Origin of the sequence: Buttiauxella izardii, from assembly GCF_003601925.1 — a bacterium.
Classification (GTDB): Bacteria; Pseudomonadota; Gammaproteobacteria; order Enterobacterales; family Enterobacteriaceae; genus Buttiauxella; species Buttiauxella izardii.
Map to the genome: position 1 here is coordinate 53,394 of NZ_QZWH01000013.1, position 16,911 is coordinate 70,304.

The window sequence follows — 16,911 nt, forward strand, 5'->3', positions numbered from 1 at the left end:
CTGTTAATATTAATCCCAATAAAATATCGGGACGATATTAATTCAGAGAGAACATTTATCCTTCATTAAAATTAACTTCCGGGATTAATTATCTTAAGAGAATGTGTCTAAATCGCCACCAGCCCCCTGACCCCATCCGTTTCCATATCTCCCCCCGCGCCACGCTGAATAATTGAGCCGCGCGACATCACTAAATAATTATCGGCAAGTTCCGCCGCGAAATCATAAAACTGTTCAACCAGCAAAATCGCCATATCTCCTTTGGCGGCGAGGCTGCTAATAACCTGACCGATCTCCTTAATCACTGAGGGCTGAATGCCTTCGGTCGGTTCATCGAGAATTAATAGCTGCGGCTTGCAGGCCAACGCGCGGCCAATCGCCAGTTGTTGCTGTTGCCCGCCGGAAAGGTCACCGCCACGCCGCTGCTTCATCTCTTTTAGTACCGGAAAGAGCTGATAAATTTCTTCTGGCACCTGTTTAGCATCGCGCCCGGCAAAGCGCGAAAGCCCCATCAGCAAGTTTTCTTCTACCGTCAGACGCGGGAAAATCTCGCGCCCTTGCGGCACATAGGCAATCCCTGCCTGTACACGTTGATGCGGTTTACGCGCCGTAATGTTGTTTTGCTGCCAGTTTATGGAACCAGATTTCGCCGGAATCAGCCCCATCAAGCATTTCAGCAGTGTGCTTTTGCCTACGCCATTACGCCCGAGCAAGCAGGTGACTTCGCCGATTTTGGCTTCAAACGAGACGCCGCGCAGAATATGGCTGCCGCCGTAATATTGGTTTAACTCGTTGACTTGTAGCATAAACCACCCTCATCCCAACCTTCTCCCTGAGGGAGAAGGAGAAAACCATACGATCCCCTCTCCAGGGGGAGAGGGTTAGGGTGAGGGCGTAATATCCCCCATCCTTTTATCGCCCCAAATACACTTCAATCACCTGCTCGTTGGCCTGCACTTCACGCAGCGACCCTTCCGCCAGCACTTGCCCCTGATGCAGTACCGTCACATGGTCGGCGATGGTTTCCACAAAGCCCATATCGTGCTCCACCACCATCAACGAATGCTTGCCCGCCAGCCCACGAAACAGCTCGGCGGTGTATTCGGTTTCGGCGTCGGTCATGCCTGCGGCGGGTTCATCGAGCAACAGCAAATGCGGTTCCTGCACCAGCAACATGCCGATTTCCAGAAACTGCTTTTGCCCGTGGGACAGCAGCCCGGCCTTACGGTTGCGCTCCGCGCCTAAGCGCAAAGTCGTGAGCATTTCGTCAATACGGTCGCGCTGTTCGGAATTAAGCTTCGCCCGCAAACTCGCCCACACCGATTTATCCGCTTTCTGCGCAATTTCCAGGTTTTCAAATACTGTCAGCGCTTCAAACACCGTTGGTTTCTGGAACTTGCGACCAATGCCGCATTTAGCGATATCCGCCGGCTCTAAGCGCATTAAATCCGTGGATTGATCATAAAACGCCCTACCGCTTTGCGGTTTAGTTTTGCCGGTAATCACGTCCATTAGCGTGGTTTTCCCGGCACCGTTTGGGCCAATCACGCAGCGCAGCTCGCCCACACCGATATTGAGCGACAAATCTGTCAGCGCTTTGAAACCATCAAAACTGACGTTGATATTTTCCAGCATCAGCACCGGGTCGGTCTGGTCGCGAAAACGGTCGGCTTCGTGCTGACGGGTAAATAGCGGTTCACCAGGTTGCATCATTTCTCTCCCTTACGCAGCAGGCCAATCACGCCGCGCGGTAAAAATAGCGTCACGACGATGAAAATCAGGCCGAGGAACAGTTGCCAGTATTCCGGCACCGCCATGGTGAAATAGCTTTTCGCGCCGTTGACTAAACCCGCGCCGAGGATCGGGCCGATCAGCGTCCCACGCCCGCCGAGTGCTACCCAAATGGCGGCTTCGATGGAGTTAGTCGGCGACATTTCGCCGGGGTTAATAATGCCGACTTGTGGCACATACAACGCCCCCGCCAGCCCGCACAACACGGCGGAAAGCGTCCACACCAGCAGTTTGAAACCTTTCGGGTCATAGCCGCAGAACACCAGGCGGTTTTCCGCATCACGCACCGCCGTTAGCACGCGGCCAAATTTGCTACGTGCTAATGCAAAACCGATTCCCAGACTCGCCAGCAGCAGTAAAACCGTGGCGATAAACAGCGCGATGCGCGTGCCGGTTGCGGTAATTGGCATCCCTAAAATGGTGGTAAATCCGGTGAAGCCGTTGTTGCCGCCAAACCCCGTTTCATTGCGGAAAAACAGCAACATACCCGCGTAGGTCAGCGCCTGGGTCATAATCGAAAAGTACACGCCTTTGATTTTTGAGCGGAAGGCAAAGAAGCCAAACACCAGCGCCAGTAACCCCGGCACCAGCACAATCAGCGCCAGCGCCCAGGCAAAGTGCTGCGTTCCCCACCAGAACCACGGCAGTTCATCCCAGGAAAGAAACGACATAAACGCAGGAAGCCCGTCACCAGCGGCCTGGCGCATCAGATACATGCCCATCGCGTAACCGCCGAGGGCGAAGAAAATCCCATGGCCGAGCGACAGCAAACCCGCATAGCCCCACACCAAATCCAGCGCCACGGCAACCGTCGCGTAACACAGGATTTTGCCGACCAGCGTGAGCGTGTAAGTGGAAAGGCTCAGCGGATGGCTGGCGGGCAAAAGCGTCAAAAATGGCAGTGTCAGCATCAACACCACAAGCAGCGAACCCAGCGCCATAGAAATGCGCGGCGCTTTACGGGTTAACGTTAACGTCAGCGGCTGGCTCATCAGTCAATAACCCTCCCTTTCAGGGCGAACAGGCCTTGCGGGCGTTTTTGGATAAACAAAATAATCAGCACGAGGATGAGGATTTTGCCCAGTACCGCGCCAATTTGCGGCTCGAGTATTTTGTTGAAAATCCCCAGCCCAAATGCCGCAGCAACGGTGCCTGCCAGTTGTCCGACGCCACCGAGCACCACCACTAAGAATGAATCGATGATGTAGCCTTGCCCCAGTTCCGGCCCGACGTTACCCAGTTGCGAAAGCGCCACGCCACCCAAACCCGCGATGCCCGAACCCAGGCCAAACGCCAGCATATCCACGCGCCCGGTTGGCACGCCGCAACAGGCCGCCATCGCACGGTTTTGCGTCACAGCTCGCACATTCATGCCTAATCGCGTTTTGTTCAGCAGCAGCCAGGTAAACAGCAAAACCAACATCACAAAACCAATCACCACCAGGCGGTTCCACGGCAGAATCAGGTTTGGCAACACTTGAACGCCACCTGAAAGCCACGCCGGATTCGCCACTTCCATGTTCTGTGCGCCAAACACCATGCGCACAATTTGAATCAGCATCAGGCTGATACCCCAGGTTGCGAGCAGTGTTTCGAGCGGGCGACCATATAAATGGCGAATCACCGTGCGCTCCAGCGCCATGCCGATCCCGGCGGTAATGGCGAACGCCACCGGCAGCGCGACAATCGGGTAAATCGTCAGCCATTGCGGCGCATATTGCTGAAAGGCGCTTTGCACCAGCCACGCGGAATACGCGCCGAGCATCAGCATTTCGCCATGTGCCATGTTAATTACGCCGAGCAAGCCGTAGGTGATCGCCAGCCCCAGCGCGGCTAACAGCAAAATAGAACCCAACGAAATCCCCATAAACGCCTGGCCGAGAATGTCCCCCAGCCATAAACGGTGCTGGATTTTGTGCAACCCTTCGCTTGCGGCTTTGCGCATCTGCGGGTCAGATTCGGTTTGTGGATCGGTCAGCGGTTTAAGCAACGCCTGCGTTTCCGGCGCGGCGGAATGGCTCAACAGTTCCACGGCGTTCAGGCGAACTTTGGCATCCGGGCTGGCGAGCTGAAGTTGAGCAATTGCGCCTTCAAGAGCGGTGCGAACGTCTTCGTCAGTCTCGACTTTAAGTCTTTGTTCCAGCAATGGAAGCTGGTCTGGCTGCGCCTCGCGCTGCAACGTTTTAGCCGCCTGCAAACGTTGCGTGACGTTGTCACTCACCAGTTGATGACTGGCGAGCGCGCTCCCGACCAGAACGCGTAACCGGTTAGTCAGACGGACTTTTTTATCGCCAACCACCAGGTTTTCTTGCCCTAAAGCGGTAAGTAACGGCAAACGTTTAGCGTCCGGTGCCGCCGCCCAGTTTTGCAGCAGTTTCGCTTGTTGCGTGCGATTGGCCGCCGCAAAATCCTCGGCATCTCCGGCACGGGCGAAACACGGCAGCAGCCAGGCCATGATTAACAGCCAGCGTACATATTTCATGGGCGTCTCCTTGAACTCGGTCGATCCCCTCTCCCTTGAGGGAGAGGGTTAGGGTGAGGGGGATTAGCGACGGACGCCCTCACCCCGGCCCTCTCCCCCTGGAGAGGGAGAAAACTCGCTAGTTGCTCGCCATTTTCACCGGCTCGTCAGACTTCTTGTCGTTGCCGGTGATAAACGGGCTCCACGGCTGGGCGCGCACCGGGCCTTCGGTTTGCCACACCACGTTGAACTGGCCGTTGCCTTCGATTTCACCAATCATCACCGGCTTATGCAGATGGTGGTTGGTGGCGTCCATGGTCAGCGTAAAGCCAGACGGCGCTTTAAAGGTTTGCCCGGCCATCGCCGCGCGTACTTTGTCCACATCCGTGGTTCCGGCTTTTTCCACCGCCTGCGCCCACATATGAATGCCGACATACGTCGCTTCCATCGGGTCGTTAGTCACAACGGTGTCGGCGTTCGGCAATTTGTGGGCTTTGGCGTAAGCCTTCCACTCGGCAACAAACGCTTTGTTAGTTGGGTTATCCACGGACTCGAAGTAGTTCCACGCCGCCAGGTTGCCGACCAACGGTTTGGTGTCAATGCCGCGCAGTTCCTCTTCACCCACCGAGAACGCGACCACCGGAACGTCAGTCGCTTTCAGACCCTGGTTTGCCAGCTCTTTGTAGAACGGCACGTTGGAATCGCCGTTGATGGTGGAGATCACCGCGGTTTTGCCGCCAGCGGAGAACTTCTTAATATTGGCCACAATGGTCTGGTAATCGCTGTAACCAAACGGGGTATAAACCTCTTCGATATCTTTATCCTGCACGCCTTTTGAGTGCAGGAATGCGCGCAGGATTTTGTTGGTAGTGCGCGGATAAACGTAATCCGTGCCCAGCAGGAAGTAGCGTTTCGCCGCCCCGCCATCTTCGCTCATCAGGTATTCCACCGCCGGGATCGCCTGCTGGTTCGGGGCTGCACCGGTGTAGAACACGTTTGGCGACATCTCTTCGCCTTCATATTGCACTGGGTAGAACAGCAGCCCGTTCAGCTCCTCAAACACCGGCAACACAGATTTGCGCGATACCGATGTCCAGCAACCAAACACCACCGCCGCTTTGTCCTGGCTCAGCAACTGGCGCGCTTTTTCAGCGAACAACGGCCAGTTAGACGCCGGATCGACGACCACCGGTTCGAGCTGTTTACCCAGCACACCACCTTTGGCGTTGATGTCCGCGATAGTCATCAGCGCCACGTCTTTAAGCGGCGTTTCAGAAATCGCCATCGTGCCGGACAGCGAGTGCATAATCCCCACTTTGATGGTGTCGGCAGCCTGAGCGCTAAACGCCAGACCCATGCTGATAACGGACGCAGAAAGCGCAAAAGCTTTAACAAATGTACGACGGTGCATAGTCTTCACTCCCAAAGTGTATTAACGAATAACCCCATGTTTCGCTTGATGAAGCATGTGGAGAGTAATCTGACGAACCTCTTTCTGACTTGCGGCAATATGGTCGTGTAAGCGGCTTTGCGCCTCCTGAGTTTGATGGTTCAAAATGGCGAGCAAAATCTGCCCATGCTCGAGATAAGTGGCACTTACGCGCGGGCGCTGGGTGAAATCCAGCCGCCGCACAATACGAATTTTTTCGGTGATATCACGGTGAACCCGCGCCATTTCTGGGTTTCCCGCCGCTTCGACCAGCGTCATATGGAAAACCTCATCGTGGCTGGCGACTTCCCCGCCGTCGGGCAACTGCGGCGCATCAATCCAGAACTGCTTCAACGCCTGCAACGGCAGCGGGCGCACTTCGGCAGGCAACGCACACAGCCGTTTTACCGCTTCAAGCTCCAGCACAATGCGCAGGTCGTAGAGTGATTCGAGATAATCGAAATCCACCGCTTTTATCTGCCAACCGCTTCGCGGCTGTACTTCGACATAGCCTTCCTGTTCAAGGGCATACAACGCCTGGCGCACCGGAGTGCGGCTAGCCGCCATGCGCAGCGCGATGTCGTTTTCGCTAAAGCGGTCGCCGGGTAGTAACTGGAAATCAAAGATTTCCTGTTTTAGCTGGCGGTAGATGCGTTCAGCGATGCCTGCTGGTTTTTTCATTGGCATTGGAGCGCCCTCACCCTGGCCCTCTCCCCCAGGAGAGGGGATTGCCCCGTTTGCTCCTTCTCCTGAGGGAGAGGGGATCGTCCGGTTTGCTCCTTCTCCTGGGGGAGAGGGGATCGTCCGGTTTGCTCCTTCTCCTGGGGGAGAAGGTTGGGATGAGGGCTTATCACACCGCATCCAGCCACAACAGCGCATCTCCCGGCCCCACCGGGCGGCCTTGCTGGCAACTGATGCGGATCACCGTGCCATCACACGGCGCGGCAACCATCAGCTCCATCTTCATGGCTTCCACCACAATCAGCGGCTCGCCTTGTTTCACGCTCTGCCCCGGTTCAACGAGGATCTTCCAGATATTGCCGTTCAAATCCGCGCTGACTAAATGCCCTTCCTGGTCTTCTTCCACTTCTTGTTCAGCAGACATCGCACTCGCCACGGCGGCGGTTTCCTGTTCCTTCCAGTTCGCCACTTCGCGTTCGAAAGCCGACTGCTGGCGGGTGCGGAAATCATCGATATCTTCAGCGTTGTCAGTCAGGAATGCGGTATATGCCGCAAAATCAAACTCCACCTCTTCGATACGAACCTGCGCGCGCCCTTCGCGGAATGCAGTGCGGAATTCAGTCAGCTCATCTTCGGAAACCGGGTAGAAACGCACCTGGTCGAAGAACTTCAACAGCCACGGCTCATCGCCAAACTGCTCGTTTTTAAGGAATTTGTTCCAGATAGGCAGCGTGCGCCCGACCAGTTGGTATCCGCCCGGTGAATCCATGCCGTAGATGCACATATACATGCCGCCAATACCGACGGTGCCTTCCGCCGTCCAGGTTCTGGCCGGGTTGTATTTCGAGCTAAGTAAGCGATGGCGCGGGTCGAGGGGAACCGCGCAAGGAGCGCCGAGGTACACATCTCCCAGGCCGAGAATCAAATAGCTGGCGTCGAACAGGATCTGTTTCACTTCGTCGCGGTGTGCCAGGCCATTGGTGCGCTGAATGAAATCAACGTTATTGGGCAGCCACGGCGCATCGGCACGCACGGTTTCTTTGTAACGCTCGACGGCGGCAAGCGTGGCGCTGTCTTCAAAGGCCATCGGCAGATGCACAATGCGTGAAGGAATTTTCAGTTTCGTCACATCGCCGAGTTGCTTTTCGAGGCCGAGCAGCAACGTCAGCAACTGCGACTGCGAAATATGCTGGCTGTCGTAGCGCACCTGTAGCGAACGCACGCCCGGCGAAAGCTCTTCAATGCCGGAAACGCCCGCCTGTTTGATGGCTTTCATCAGCAGGTAAATGCGCAGGCGCAGCGCCAAATCCAGCACGTTGTCGCCGTATTCAATCAGCACGTAGTTATCACCCGCCTGGCGGTAAACCACCGCGGGTAGCTCATCTTGCTGTGGCAATTCTGCGAGGATTGCCGCACTTGAGGTGGTGGTTGGCGTAATGGACGGATGTATGTCTGGCAAATTCAGCACATGCAGCAGATTAGTGACCGCCACATCCTGAGCGATTTCCAGCGATTGCGCATGTTCAAAGGTGATGGCGTGGAAGCGAATAAGGTCGCCCGGTTTCACCTGCCCGACTTTCCATAATTCAGCTTTGGCGATTGTCACCGGGCAAACAAAGCCGCCAAGGCTTGGGCCGTCGCGGGTCAAAATCACCGGGAAATCACCGGTAAAATTCACCGCACCAATGGCGTATTCGCAGTCGTGAACATTGGAAGGATGCAGCCCCGCTTCGCCGCCGTCGGCCCGCGTCCATTCCGGTTTCGGACCAACTAAACGTACGCCGAGGCGGTTGGAGTTGTAGTGAACCTGCCATTCGGCATCAAAGAAGGTTTGCATGGATTCTGGCGTGAAGAAATCTGGCGCACCGTGTGGCCCGTACAACACGCCAATTTCCCAGACATCGCTGTACTGCGGAATGACCGCCGGTTCCGGCGTTTGCGGCAGTGAAATCGGTGCCGGTGTGGTGCAGGCTGTCAAGCACGGTTGGGAAATCGCCAACACATCGGCCACGCGCAACGTGCGCCCGGCGTGGCCGCCAAATTGCCCGAGAGCAAATGTCGAACGGCTACCGAGATACACCGGCACATCAATACCATTGCGTACCGCCAGATAAGTGCGGCAACCGGACGTTGCTCGCCCGAGTTTTAGCGTCTGCCCCGCTTTGACGATCACCGGCTGCCAGTATGGAACGGCTTCGTCATCCAGCGTTGCCGGGCAATCTGCACCCGTTAATGCGATGGTGGCCGCGCTGTGGAAACGCAGCGTCGGGCCTTGCAGTGTAAATTCGAGCCCTGCCGCAGAAGGATGATTGCCCACAATGCGATTGGCGAGACGGAACGCAAAATCGTCCATCGGCCCGGACGGTGGCACGCCGATATCCCAGTAACCAAGGCGGCCAGGGCTGTCCTGCACGCTGCTCCAGGTGCCGGGTTCCAGCACTTCAATGGCGTGAGCCTGGTAAACTACGCTGTCGAGCAGGCGCGTCCACATCATTCCGGCTTTAAATTCAGCCAGTTGTACGATTTGGCGCAGGTAATCGAGGTTGGTGGCAATGCCGTGCAAACGCGTGGCGGCCAGCGCCGTGTTCAGTTTACTTAACGCCTGCTGACGATCTTCACCGTAAACGATCACTTTGGCGATCATCGGATCGTAGAACGCGCTGACTTCGCTGCCGGTGCTGACCCAACCGTCAACACGCACATCTTGCGGGAAATAAACGTCGGTCAGCACGCCAGGGCTTGGCTGGAAGTTTTTCAGCGCGTCTTCGGCGTAAATTCGCACCTCGATAGACGCACCTTTTGGCGCTTGCGCCATGCGCTGCCAGTCAAGCGTGACGCCGGCGGCGACGTTGATCATGCATTCAATCAGATCCAGCCCAGTGACCATTTCCGTCACCGGATGCTCAACCTGCAAACGAGTATTCACTTCGAGGAAGTAAAACGCATCACGAGCGGCGTCGTAGATAAATTCCACGGTGCCCGCGCTGCGGTAATTAACTGACTCGCCAAGTGCGACGGCGGCGGCGTGAATCGCTTCGCGGGTCGCCTGCGGTAAATTTGGCGCGGGCGTTTCTTCCACCACTTTCTGGTTGCGGCGTTGTAGAGAACAATCACGTTCGCCCAGTGCCACCACTTTGCCTTTGCCATCGCCAAAAATCTGCACTTCAAGATGACGGGCGCGGTCGACAAAACGTTCGATAAACACGCCATCGTCGCTGAAAAACTGCTGGCCCATGCGTTTAACGCTCGCCCAGGCGTCGCTTAGTTCTGTTTCATCTTCACAACGCGTCAGGCCAATCCCCCCGCCGCCTGCGGTGGTTTTCAGCATCACCGGATAACCAATTTCTGCGGCGGCCAGTTGCGCTTCTTTTAGCGTTAACAGCAAGCCGGTTCCCGGCGTCATCGGCACATCGGCTTTAAACGCCAGTTCGCGGGCGCAGTGTTTCAGGCCAAAATCGCGGATTTGTTCAGCTGTCGGGCCGATAAACACCAGCCCATTTTCATCACACGCCTGCGCAAATTCAGCCCGTTCGGATAAAAATCCGTAGCCGGGGAAAATCGCCTGTGCGCCGCTTTGTTTAGCCGCAGCAATGATTTTCTCGATATCCAGATAACTTTCCGCCGCTTTCTCGCCGCCCATCGCAATCGCCACATCGGCATCTTTCACATGTTGCGCATTGGCGTCGGGTTCGGAGTACACCGCCACGCTGGCGATGCCCATTTTTTTCAATGTCTTAATGGCGCGAACGGCAATTTCACCGCGGTTGGCTATCAATACTGAGCTAAACATGGTCATCTCCTCAGGCGTTGTGGTGACGGGCAAGCCAGGCTTTCCAGCCGCCCCACGCGGTAATATCCGTGGCGTCGTTTAGTGCTGCGGGTTCGCAAATAAACCCTTTCACGTTCCTGCCGTCTTCAAGTGTCAAGGTGCCAATCCCCAGCGGTGCGGGGATTTCTGCGACAAATTCGCCGAAGCGCGCCAGTGGGATATCCCAAAGTTCCACGACAATCGGCTGCCCGGCATCGCTTTTGGCAAGGCCTGGTTTTGGCGGTTGAGTGTTGGCAAGCGCGTAAAGGCGGTAATTGGCAGCGGTGCGTGATTCTTCGATAAACACCGCGCTGCGCGTGGTGAGCTGGTGGTTGAGTGGCATTCCGCGCAGATGTGCGCCCACGACCGCAACTCGCACGTGATTTGGTGAAAGAGTTGCGGCATGGCTCGCAAAAAGCGTTTTATCCGTGGCACCCAACGGCAGGTTCAGCGCCTGATGCCAGCTTTTACCGAAGTGACTCAGCGCCTGGTCATGCCATGCGGGAGCAATCAGCGTGATACCCGCAGGCAAACCATCGGCGCGGAAATCCCCCGGCAACGCCAACGCGCAGAGATCGGCCAGGTTAGTGAAGTTGGTGTAAGTGCCAAACTGCGAGTTGTATCGCACCGGCTCCTGCGCCATTTCATCGAGGGTATGAATGGTTGGCGAAGTTGGCACCACCAGCGCGTCAAATTCGCTGAGTTGGGCGTTAATTTTCTGCGCCAGTTCTGCGCGGGTATATTCCGCCTGCCAGGCATCGCAGGCGGTGTAGTTCAGGCCGTTTGCCACAATACCGCGCACGGTGGAGTCCATGGCTTCAGGCTGATTTTTGAAAATATCCCCCACGGCGACCGTGCGCTCCGCCACCCATGCGCCGTAATAAAGCTGTTCGGCAAGTTGGTTAAAGGCGGTGAAATCAATCGGCACCAGCTCCGCGCCCTGATGCTCAAGGCGTGCCAGCGTTTTGGCAAACGCCGCTTCGCTGTGTTGGTCGCCAAAAAATTCCAGTTTGTCGGGAATGGCAAAACGCGGCTTTTCACTAAAACGTGCCGGTGCGGTTTGTGGGTTTTTTCGGGAGTACGGATCTTGCGGATCGTAACCACCCGCGACGGCGGCGACGATTTCGGCATCTTCCACGGTTAATGCAAACACCGAAACGCAGTCATTCAGGCGACACGCAGGCACTACGCCAGCGGTGGAAATCCAGCCTTTGGTCGGTTTCAGGCCGACGATATTGTTGAAACCCGCCGGTACGCGCCCGGAGCCAGCGGTGTCGGTGCCGAGTGCGAAACATACCAGTCCGCGAGCCACAACCGATGCGGAACCCGAACTGGAACCGCCGCTGACATATTCCGGTTTAAAGGTGTTTTTGACTGCACCAAATGGGGAACGCGTGCCAACCAGCCCGGTGGCAAACTGGTCGAGGTTAGTTTTGCCCACCACAATCGCCCCCGCCGCTTTTAAGCGGGCAATGACCGTGGCATCTTTTTGGGGTGTGTAAGTAAATGCAGGGCATGCGGCGCTGGTAGGCATTCCGGCAACATCAATATTATCTTTAACCGCAAATGGAACGCCTAATAAAGGAAAACTGTCAGCTTGTTTTTTGCCAGAATTAATCGCCTGAAAAATTGTGGTTAATTGTGCATAGATTTCGTCAGGCGTGGCGATATATATCCAGGCGTTATCCTCACGGGATAAATCCGCGTCTAATTGCTGATATGCCGCCACAAGCTGTTGCGGTTGCTGGCGATAACTTGCTATCCATTCCGATAAAGTTGCTACTGACATAAACTGGAATCCCATCTGGTATACAAGATGGGATGAATAAAGCATTTAGCATGCCAAATATTTAACGTGATGTTTTGTAAAGAGTTAGCGCGCGGTAATAATATTTACTTATATTATTACCGCACCGTTGTGGCGCGTTATTTATTATTATTTAACTCGCATGGTGCAATTACCAATTCACTCTCACACCAAAATTACCGGAATAATCCCGGCGATGTTCTGAATCTAAATCGCTGGTTTGGTTAACCGCCAGATACAGCGAAGTGGCTGAATTAAGGTTGGCCGATATTCCCGCCCCCACCTGTAGCGCTTTGCTGCCGATGGCGGTGTTCACGCTGTCATCCCCCAAATAGAGCTGCGCGGTATGGTTCGCACCCTGCCAATAATTGACGTTGATCCACGGCAGGATTTTTTGCGCACCCGAGCCGTAATTGCCCTGAAGCCGTAGCCCGATTCGCCCGGTGTAACTCGTTTCGTCGTTGTAACGGATAGACGACACGGCGTCGTGGCTGTTATCCAGCGAGAGGTTTTGCACAATGAATTGCGCCTGGTGTTCCAGAGTGATGTTATCGAACGTCAGTAATGGAAAACCGCTTTCAATCGAGGCCGAACGCAGATTGCCGTCGATATCCGCATTCATGTTGCGTTCGGATTCTTGCGAGCCGGAAAGCCAGGTGTTCATCAGTACCGCGTCGATATACGCCTGATTTTGCCAGAGGTGTGTCCAGTACGCGCCGAGGCTGTAACCGTTGAGCGTCGTGGAACCCGCCGCTCGGTTTTGCTCGCCTTCAACAAAACCGCGCACGTCGCCGTCGAGCCGCGTGAAGCCAAAGAACAGCCCGAAATGATCGCTCTCGCTGGCGTAGAAATCTTGCCCAAGCTGCACGCCGCCGACGTTGCCCTCAAATGACGGGGAAACATCGCCGCGCCAGTGTTGGTCGGTATGCGAGCCGAAAATTCGCCCCCAGCTACCGTTGGAATGACCGTTGCCGTTTAGAAAACTTTGCTCGCCCTGCCGTTCGTGGAAGGTTGAGATTTGCGTCAGGCCGATGTTAAACGCCAGCGGCGTCAGGGCGCTGTAAAGCGCGACTTCTTCGCGATACAGAGGAATGACTTTGGCTGGCTGTTCCGGTGTGGCTGGTGGCACTGTAGGTGGAACGCCAGGTTCGACTGGAGGGGTGACAGGCTCACTCGGCTCTGCTGGCGTTCCCGGATTCGTCGGCACACCAGGATCAACGTCAATCGGCGGCGTCGGTTCCGTTGGCGTTTCAGGCTCTGTAGGCGGAACGACGATCAGCGAGTTACGCAAGAACCAGTTATTCTCCGTGCCAGCTGCCACACCACCTCGGAACAGGCGATATTCATAAGCGCCAGCGCTGACCTGCCCGCCAGAAAGTGCGAAAGCATTTGCGGTGGTGGTTGCGCCATTCACGGTATCAATCAGCAAGATGCCATTCGCCAGAACCGCCGCGCCGGGGCCGGAAACATTCACCACCTGCAACTGCGTACTGCCGCTGGCCTGGCCCCCGGAAATCGTCACTTTGTCGGAGGGCGAACTGTCATCGCCCAACACGGTTTGCAGGCGAATCACGCCGTTTTGCCCGATATAATTCCCGTTGATGGTCAGGTTGTCTGCCGTTGACGTGCCGCCGTTGGTTAGATCAATCACGCCCGCGTTATTCACCGTAACCCGGTTCCCGGCGACCGCAGGGTTAATTTGCGCGTTGCTTTGCTCGCCTGCCAGCAACTGGCTGCTGGCATCAATGTTAATCGCGCCCGTTCCCGATGCGCTGTCGCCCAGAATTAATGGTGTGTCGAGCGTGAGCGCCGCGCCGTTGTTGAGATTCACCGTTTCAAAATTCAAAAAACGGCCTGCATTGCGCGCAGCGGTGTTATCAAGTTGCAGGCTGTCGTTGCCTAAACCGCCATCCAGCACATTACTGTCGCTCAGTTGCGCACTGGTCAGGTTGCGCAAAATCGCGCTGTCTTCCCCCGCATTCATTAGCACCGAGCCTTGAACCACACCCGAGTCATGCCAGATAAACTGGTCATTGCCTGCGGTAAACAGCACGGCGATTCCGTTGCCGCCAGTAATATTTCCGCTGTTGTTCACCACGTCTCCCGGCGAGTTTTCCAGCCAGATGCCGTAATAGCCACTGCCGGATGTGAGGCTGCCGGAGTTGTTGATAATGGTCGCGCCATAATCGTTGGCGACCGCACTGCGTCCTGTGGTAATGCTCCCCAGGTTATTGACCGTGCCACCCGCCGAAAGATAAGCGCCATAAGCGCTGGCGGCATTTATCACGCCCGTTGATGAATTGGTAAAGATACCGGGGCTACCAAAATAAGCGCCGTTAGCGTTAAGTGAAGCCGTGGTGATGGTGCCGTTATTGGTCGCCGTACCGCCGAATGTCGCCCCCACATTATTGATGCCGTTGGCACCGACACCCTGCGTGGTAATCGTGTTGTTGTTGATCAGCGTATTGTTGTCACCGTTGGCTTCAAGCCCATGCGCCGTAGCGCCGAGGGTATTAATGGCGCCGTTATTGGTGAGCGTATTCCCCCCACTTTGCGCGTAAATGCCATCGGCTCCATCACCCGTGGTGGCAATTGTGCCGTTGTTGATGAGCGTGTTATTGCTGGCACTGTTGCCGGAGGTATTGGCGATTCCCGAGGCGTTAGCGCCGCTGGTGTTAATCACACCGGACGCGCTATTGGTGAGCTGGTTGGCATTGCCTTCGGAGAACAAACCCTCAGATTGAAAACCCGTGGTCACGATGGTGCCGAAGTTGGTTTGCTGATTACCATCGCCACGGGAAGAAAGCGCATCAAAAGTGTCGCCAGAGATGTTGATCGTGCCGAGGTTTTGCGCGCTGCTGTCGGTATAGATGAGCGCGCCATTGTTGTTGCTTATCGTCAGCGTCGCGCCTGATTCCACCAGAACGGATACCTGGGAGCTGTTAGTTTGTGCAACGATAGGTTGCGTGACGGGAGTAGGATCGGCGCTGCACGTGGTTTGCTCGCCGCTGGCCGGAGTGAAATTGTCGCAGGCGGCAAAACTGGTTTCAGAATCCAGAGCCAGCAACACAACGCAAATCGAGGCAGTTATAAGTGGCTGCGGCACTTTGAAATATTGACCTGCCATTAGAAAGCCCTAATGCAGCGAGTTATTTCAAAGTGTAGATGGGCTTTGGAAATACAGAAGAATTTCCCGCCTCATTGGCGGGAAATGATTGGCACGTAAATTCTCAAACAGCAGGAATAAAGCGAACCGCGGTGTTTAATTATATCGAGTGCGATTAGAATCGGTGGCATTAATCAATACATTCAATGGCACAACTCAACATGCTAAATGAGGGATTGTTTCTGAATAGCCAACGGACTCTGTTATGGGTATTAGTATGAGAAGTCGATATTTTTTAGTCTTTGTCGCAAGTATGGTAGCAATCATGCTGATCGGATTTTGCGCTCGGGGCTGGTTCTGGCGAGGTTTTTTAAGTGATGTCACTGTTGTGGTTTTGCTGTTCTCGCTGCTTCAGGTTTGTTTCCTGAAAACGCCATGGAAAGTCGGTATTTGCGTACTAATTTTCAGTTTTTCCATTGAGATTGCTCAGTATTACCACGTAGTCGACGTTCTTGGGATTGAGAATAGAACATTAAGAATTCTGGTTGGTAATTACTTTGACTGGCTTGATTTGTTCGCCTACTTCGTCGGCTTCTGTATCAGTGTGTCCATACCTTTTATTGCTAATACTGTTGCGCCATGCAGGCAGAGTTAAACTAACAGAAGGATTTCCCGCCTCATTGGCGGGAGAAATGATTAAATAATAGTGCCGCCTTTGGTCAAATCTTCACGGCGTTGTTCAACTTCCGCTTTGTGATGATGCCCTTTTTGCGCAATGGCATTACGTAAACGCTGTTGCTGTTCGTAACGTTCTTCGCGGCTTAAATCGGTGTCGTCACTCAATACAATTAGCAACTCATTCATGTGCTCAATAACATTTTCAGTGATTGCTGCGTCTACGCGCGCAATGACGTCTTCCAGATGTGCCATAGTTTTCTCCTTAATATTTGTGCAGATACCCTAACCTTTTCATGCGTTATGGTGCAACTGAAGCAGGTTCGCCTACTCATTATTGATACAAAACGCCGCTAACGCCCCCGCTAATGCCGAAGGATTTTCCCATGACATAGAATGCCCACAGTCTGGTAATACTTCGGTTTTAATGTTCAGGCTTTTTACTTGCGTGAAGTCTTGATCGGGTAACGATTGTTCACCAAAGAGCAGCGTCTTTGGCTTATCCAACTGCGCGAAAATATCCATCCAGTCATTGCCGTTTATCAAGCTATTCGCGCCGCGCCAGACAGCCCACGCTGCAGCCGCTGATAAACTTCCCGCCCAGGGGCCGTTTTCGCTCTGAATGATCGAATGGTGCAGTTCTGCGACGTAATCCGCTTCACTCTCGCTACAAATTTGTTTGCTAAAGAAGCCACCGCCAGGGTGGAAATTTGGCTCCGAAACGACCAGGCCGCATAATCCATCAGTCAATTTCTGTGCAGCTTCAATCGCGATACTGCCGCCCATGCTGTGGCCATAAAGGAAAAATGTATCCAGTTCGAGATGGGCCATAAGTTCGGCAACCACTGAGGCTTGCGCTGTAATTGAGTAGCTAAAATCTTCTGGTTTCTCACTGTATCCGTAACCCGGAAGGTCGATAAGAATTGCTCTTCTCCCGGCAAAATTCTTATCCGCAACGACTCGCGGATATTCATATGACGACGCACATCCGAGGCCATGAATAAAAACTAAAGGCGTACCGGTTCCCGGCAAATCCTGCCAGCGCAAACGGCAGTTGGATTGAGTTGAGAAAAACGACCGCATATCACCACTCCTTTGAAGATATTAAAAAGCTGGCCGCAGCCAGCTTCACTTTTGTAGATACTGTTATGCC

General features: G+C 54.7%; 12 protein-coding genes. 1 reads left to right on the forward strand and 11 read right to left on the reverse strand.

What is annotated here, in order from left to right:
• Positions 1–107 precede the first annotated feature (107 nt).
• The 9 genes from urtE to D6029_RS07970 all read right to left on the reverse strand — a co-directional run bounded on the left by urtE (position 108) and on the right by D6029_RS07970 (position 15,104).
• Complete coding sequence (gene urtE, locus D6029_RS07930; RefSeq protein WP_120064255.1) at positions 108–806, reverse strand: urea ABC transporter ATP-binding subunit UrtE; 699 nt, start codon at positions 804–806, stop codon at positions 108–110.
• A gap of 106 nt (positions 807–912) precedes the next feature.
• The gene (gene urtD, locus D6029_RS07935; protein ID WP_120064270.1) at positions 913–1,710 is read right to left on the reverse strand and encodes an urea ABC transporter ATP-binding protein UrtD; all 798 of its coding nucleotides are present in this window, start codon (positions 1,708–1,710) and stop codon (positions 913–915) included.
• The gene (gene urtC / locus D6029_RS07940) at positions 1,710–2,783 is read right to left on the reverse strand and encodes an urea ABC transporter permease subunit UrtC (RefSeq protein ID WP_120064256.1); all 1,074 of its coding nucleotides are present in this window, start codon (positions 2,781–2,783) and stop codon (positions 1,710–1,712) included. Before urtC ends, urtD begins: the two co-directional genes overlap by 1 nt.
• On the reverse strand, positions 2,783–4,273 hold the full coding sequence (gene urtB / locus D6029_RS07945) for an urea ABC transporter permease subunit UrtB (RefSeq protein WP_120064257.1): 1,491 nt from the start codon (positions 4,271–4,273) through the stop codon (positions 2,783–2,785). Before urtB ends, urtC begins: the two co-directional genes overlap by 1 nt.
• 118 nt (positions 4,274–4,391) lie before the next feature.
• Positions 4,392–5,663, reverse strand: a complete 1,272-nt coding sequence (gene urtA / locus D6029_RS07950; RefSeq protein ID WP_120064258.1) for an urea ABC transporter substrate-binding protein — start codon at positions 5,661–5,663, stop codon at positions 4,392–4,394.
• Positions 5,664–5,684: 21 nt separating this feature from the next.
• On the reverse strand, positions 5,685–6,368 hold the full coding sequence (locus D6029_RS07955) for a GntR family transcriptional regulator (RefSeq protein ID WP_120064259.1): 684 nt from the start codon (positions 6,366–6,368) through the stop codon (positions 5,685–5,687).
• 163 nt (positions 6,369–6,531) lie between these two features.
• Positions 6,532–10,152: an urea carboxylase gene (gene uca / locus D6029_RS07960; protein ID WP_120064260.1), complete on the reverse strand. Its 3,621-nt coding sequence runs from the start codon at positions 10,150–10,152 to the stop codon at positions 6,532–6,534.
• Positions 10,153–10,162: 10 nt separating this feature from the next.
• Positions 10,163–11,959, reverse strand: coding sequence for an allophanate hydrolase (gene atzF, locus D6029_RS07965; RefSeq protein WP_120064261.1), 1,797 nt, complete (start codon positions 11,957–11,959; stop codon positions 10,163–10,165).
• 169 nt (positions 11,960–12,128) lie between these two features.
• Positions 12,129–15,104, reverse strand: coding sequence for an autotransporter family protein (locus D6029_RS07970; RefSeq protein WP_120064262.1), 2,976 nt, complete (start codon positions 15,102–15,104; stop codon positions 12,129–12,131).
• 304 nt (positions 15,105–15,408) lie between these two features.
• Here D6029_RS07970 and D6029_RS07975 point away from each other — a divergent pair, with 304 nt between their 5' ends.
• Positions 15,409–15,738 (forward strand): ribosomal maturation YjgA family protein, encoded by a 330-nt coding sequence (locus D6029_RS07975; RefSeq protein ID WP_167455984.1) that lies wholly within the window; start codon positions 15,409–15,411, stop codon positions 15,736–15,738.
• 41 nt (positions 15,739–15,779) lie between these two features.
• Here the strand turns inward: D6029_RS07975 and D6029_RS07980 are convergent, their stop codons facing one another.
• Both D6029_RS07980 and D6029_RS07985 read right to left on the reverse strand, forming a co-directional pair.
• Complete coding sequence (locus D6029_RS07980) at positions 15,780–16,013, reverse strand: DUF2526 family protein (RefSeq protein ID WP_120064264.1); 234 nt, start codon at positions 16,011–16,013, stop codon at positions 15,780–15,782.
• 72 nt (positions 16,014–16,085) lie between these two features.
• Positions 16,086–16,841 carry an alpha/beta fold hydrolase gene (locus D6029_RS07985; protein WP_120064265.1) on the reverse strand — a complete coding sequence of 252 codons (756 nt, stop codon included), beginning with the start codon at positions 16,839–16,841 and terminating at the stop codon, positions 16,086–16,088.
• Between the last annotated feature and the right edge of the window lie 70 nt (positions 16,842–16,911).

Bases quoted from the DNA above. Each gene is read 5' to 3' on its own strand.
- urtD (WP_120064270.1), bottom strand. From the start codon at position 1,710: ATGCAACCTGGTGAACCGCTATTTACCCGTCAGCACGAAGCCGACCGT.
- D6029_RS07975 (WP_167455984.1), top strand. From the start codon at position 15,409: ATGCTGATCGGATTTTGCGCTCGGGGCTGGTTCTGGCGAGGTTTTTTA.
- D6029_RS07955 (WP_120064259.1), bottom strand. From the start codon at position 6,368: ATGCCAATGAAAAAACCAGCAGGCATCGCTGAACGCATCTACCGCCAG.
- urtB (WP_120064257.1), bottom strand. From the start codon at position 4,273: ATGAAATATGTACGCTGGCTGTTAATCATGGCCTGGCTGCTGCCGTGT.
- D6029_RS07970 (WP_120064262.1), bottom strand. From the start codon at position 15,104: ATGGCAGGTCAATATTTCAAAGTGCCGCAGCCACTTATAACTGCCTCG.
- urtA (WP_120064258.1), bottom strand. From the start codon at position 5,663: ATGCACCGTCGTACATTTGTTAAAGCTTTTGCGCTTTCTGCGTCCGTT.
- D6029_RS07985 (WP_120064265.1), bottom strand. From the start codon at position 16,841: ATGCGGTCGTTTTTCTCAACTCAATCCAACTGCCGTTTGCGCTGGCAG.
- uca (WP_120064260.1), bottom strand. From the start codon at position 10,152: ATGTTTAGCTCAGTATTGATAGCCAACCGCGGTGAAATTGCCGTTCGC.
- urtE (WP_120064255.1), bottom strand. From the start codon at position 806: ATGCTACAAGTCAACGAGTTAAACCAATATTACGGCGGCAGCCATATT.
- D6029_RS07980 (WP_120064264.1), bottom strand. From the start codon at position 16,013: ATGGCACATCTGGAAGACGTCATTGCGCGCGTAGACGCAGCAATCACT.
- urtC (WP_120064256.1), bottom strand. From the start codon at position 2,783: ATGAGCCAGCCGCTGACGTTAACGTTAACCCGTAAAGCGCCGCGCATT.
- atzF (WP_120064261.1), bottom strand. From the start codon at position 11,959: ATGTCAGTAGCAACTTTATCGGAATGGATAGCAAGTTATCGCCAGCAA.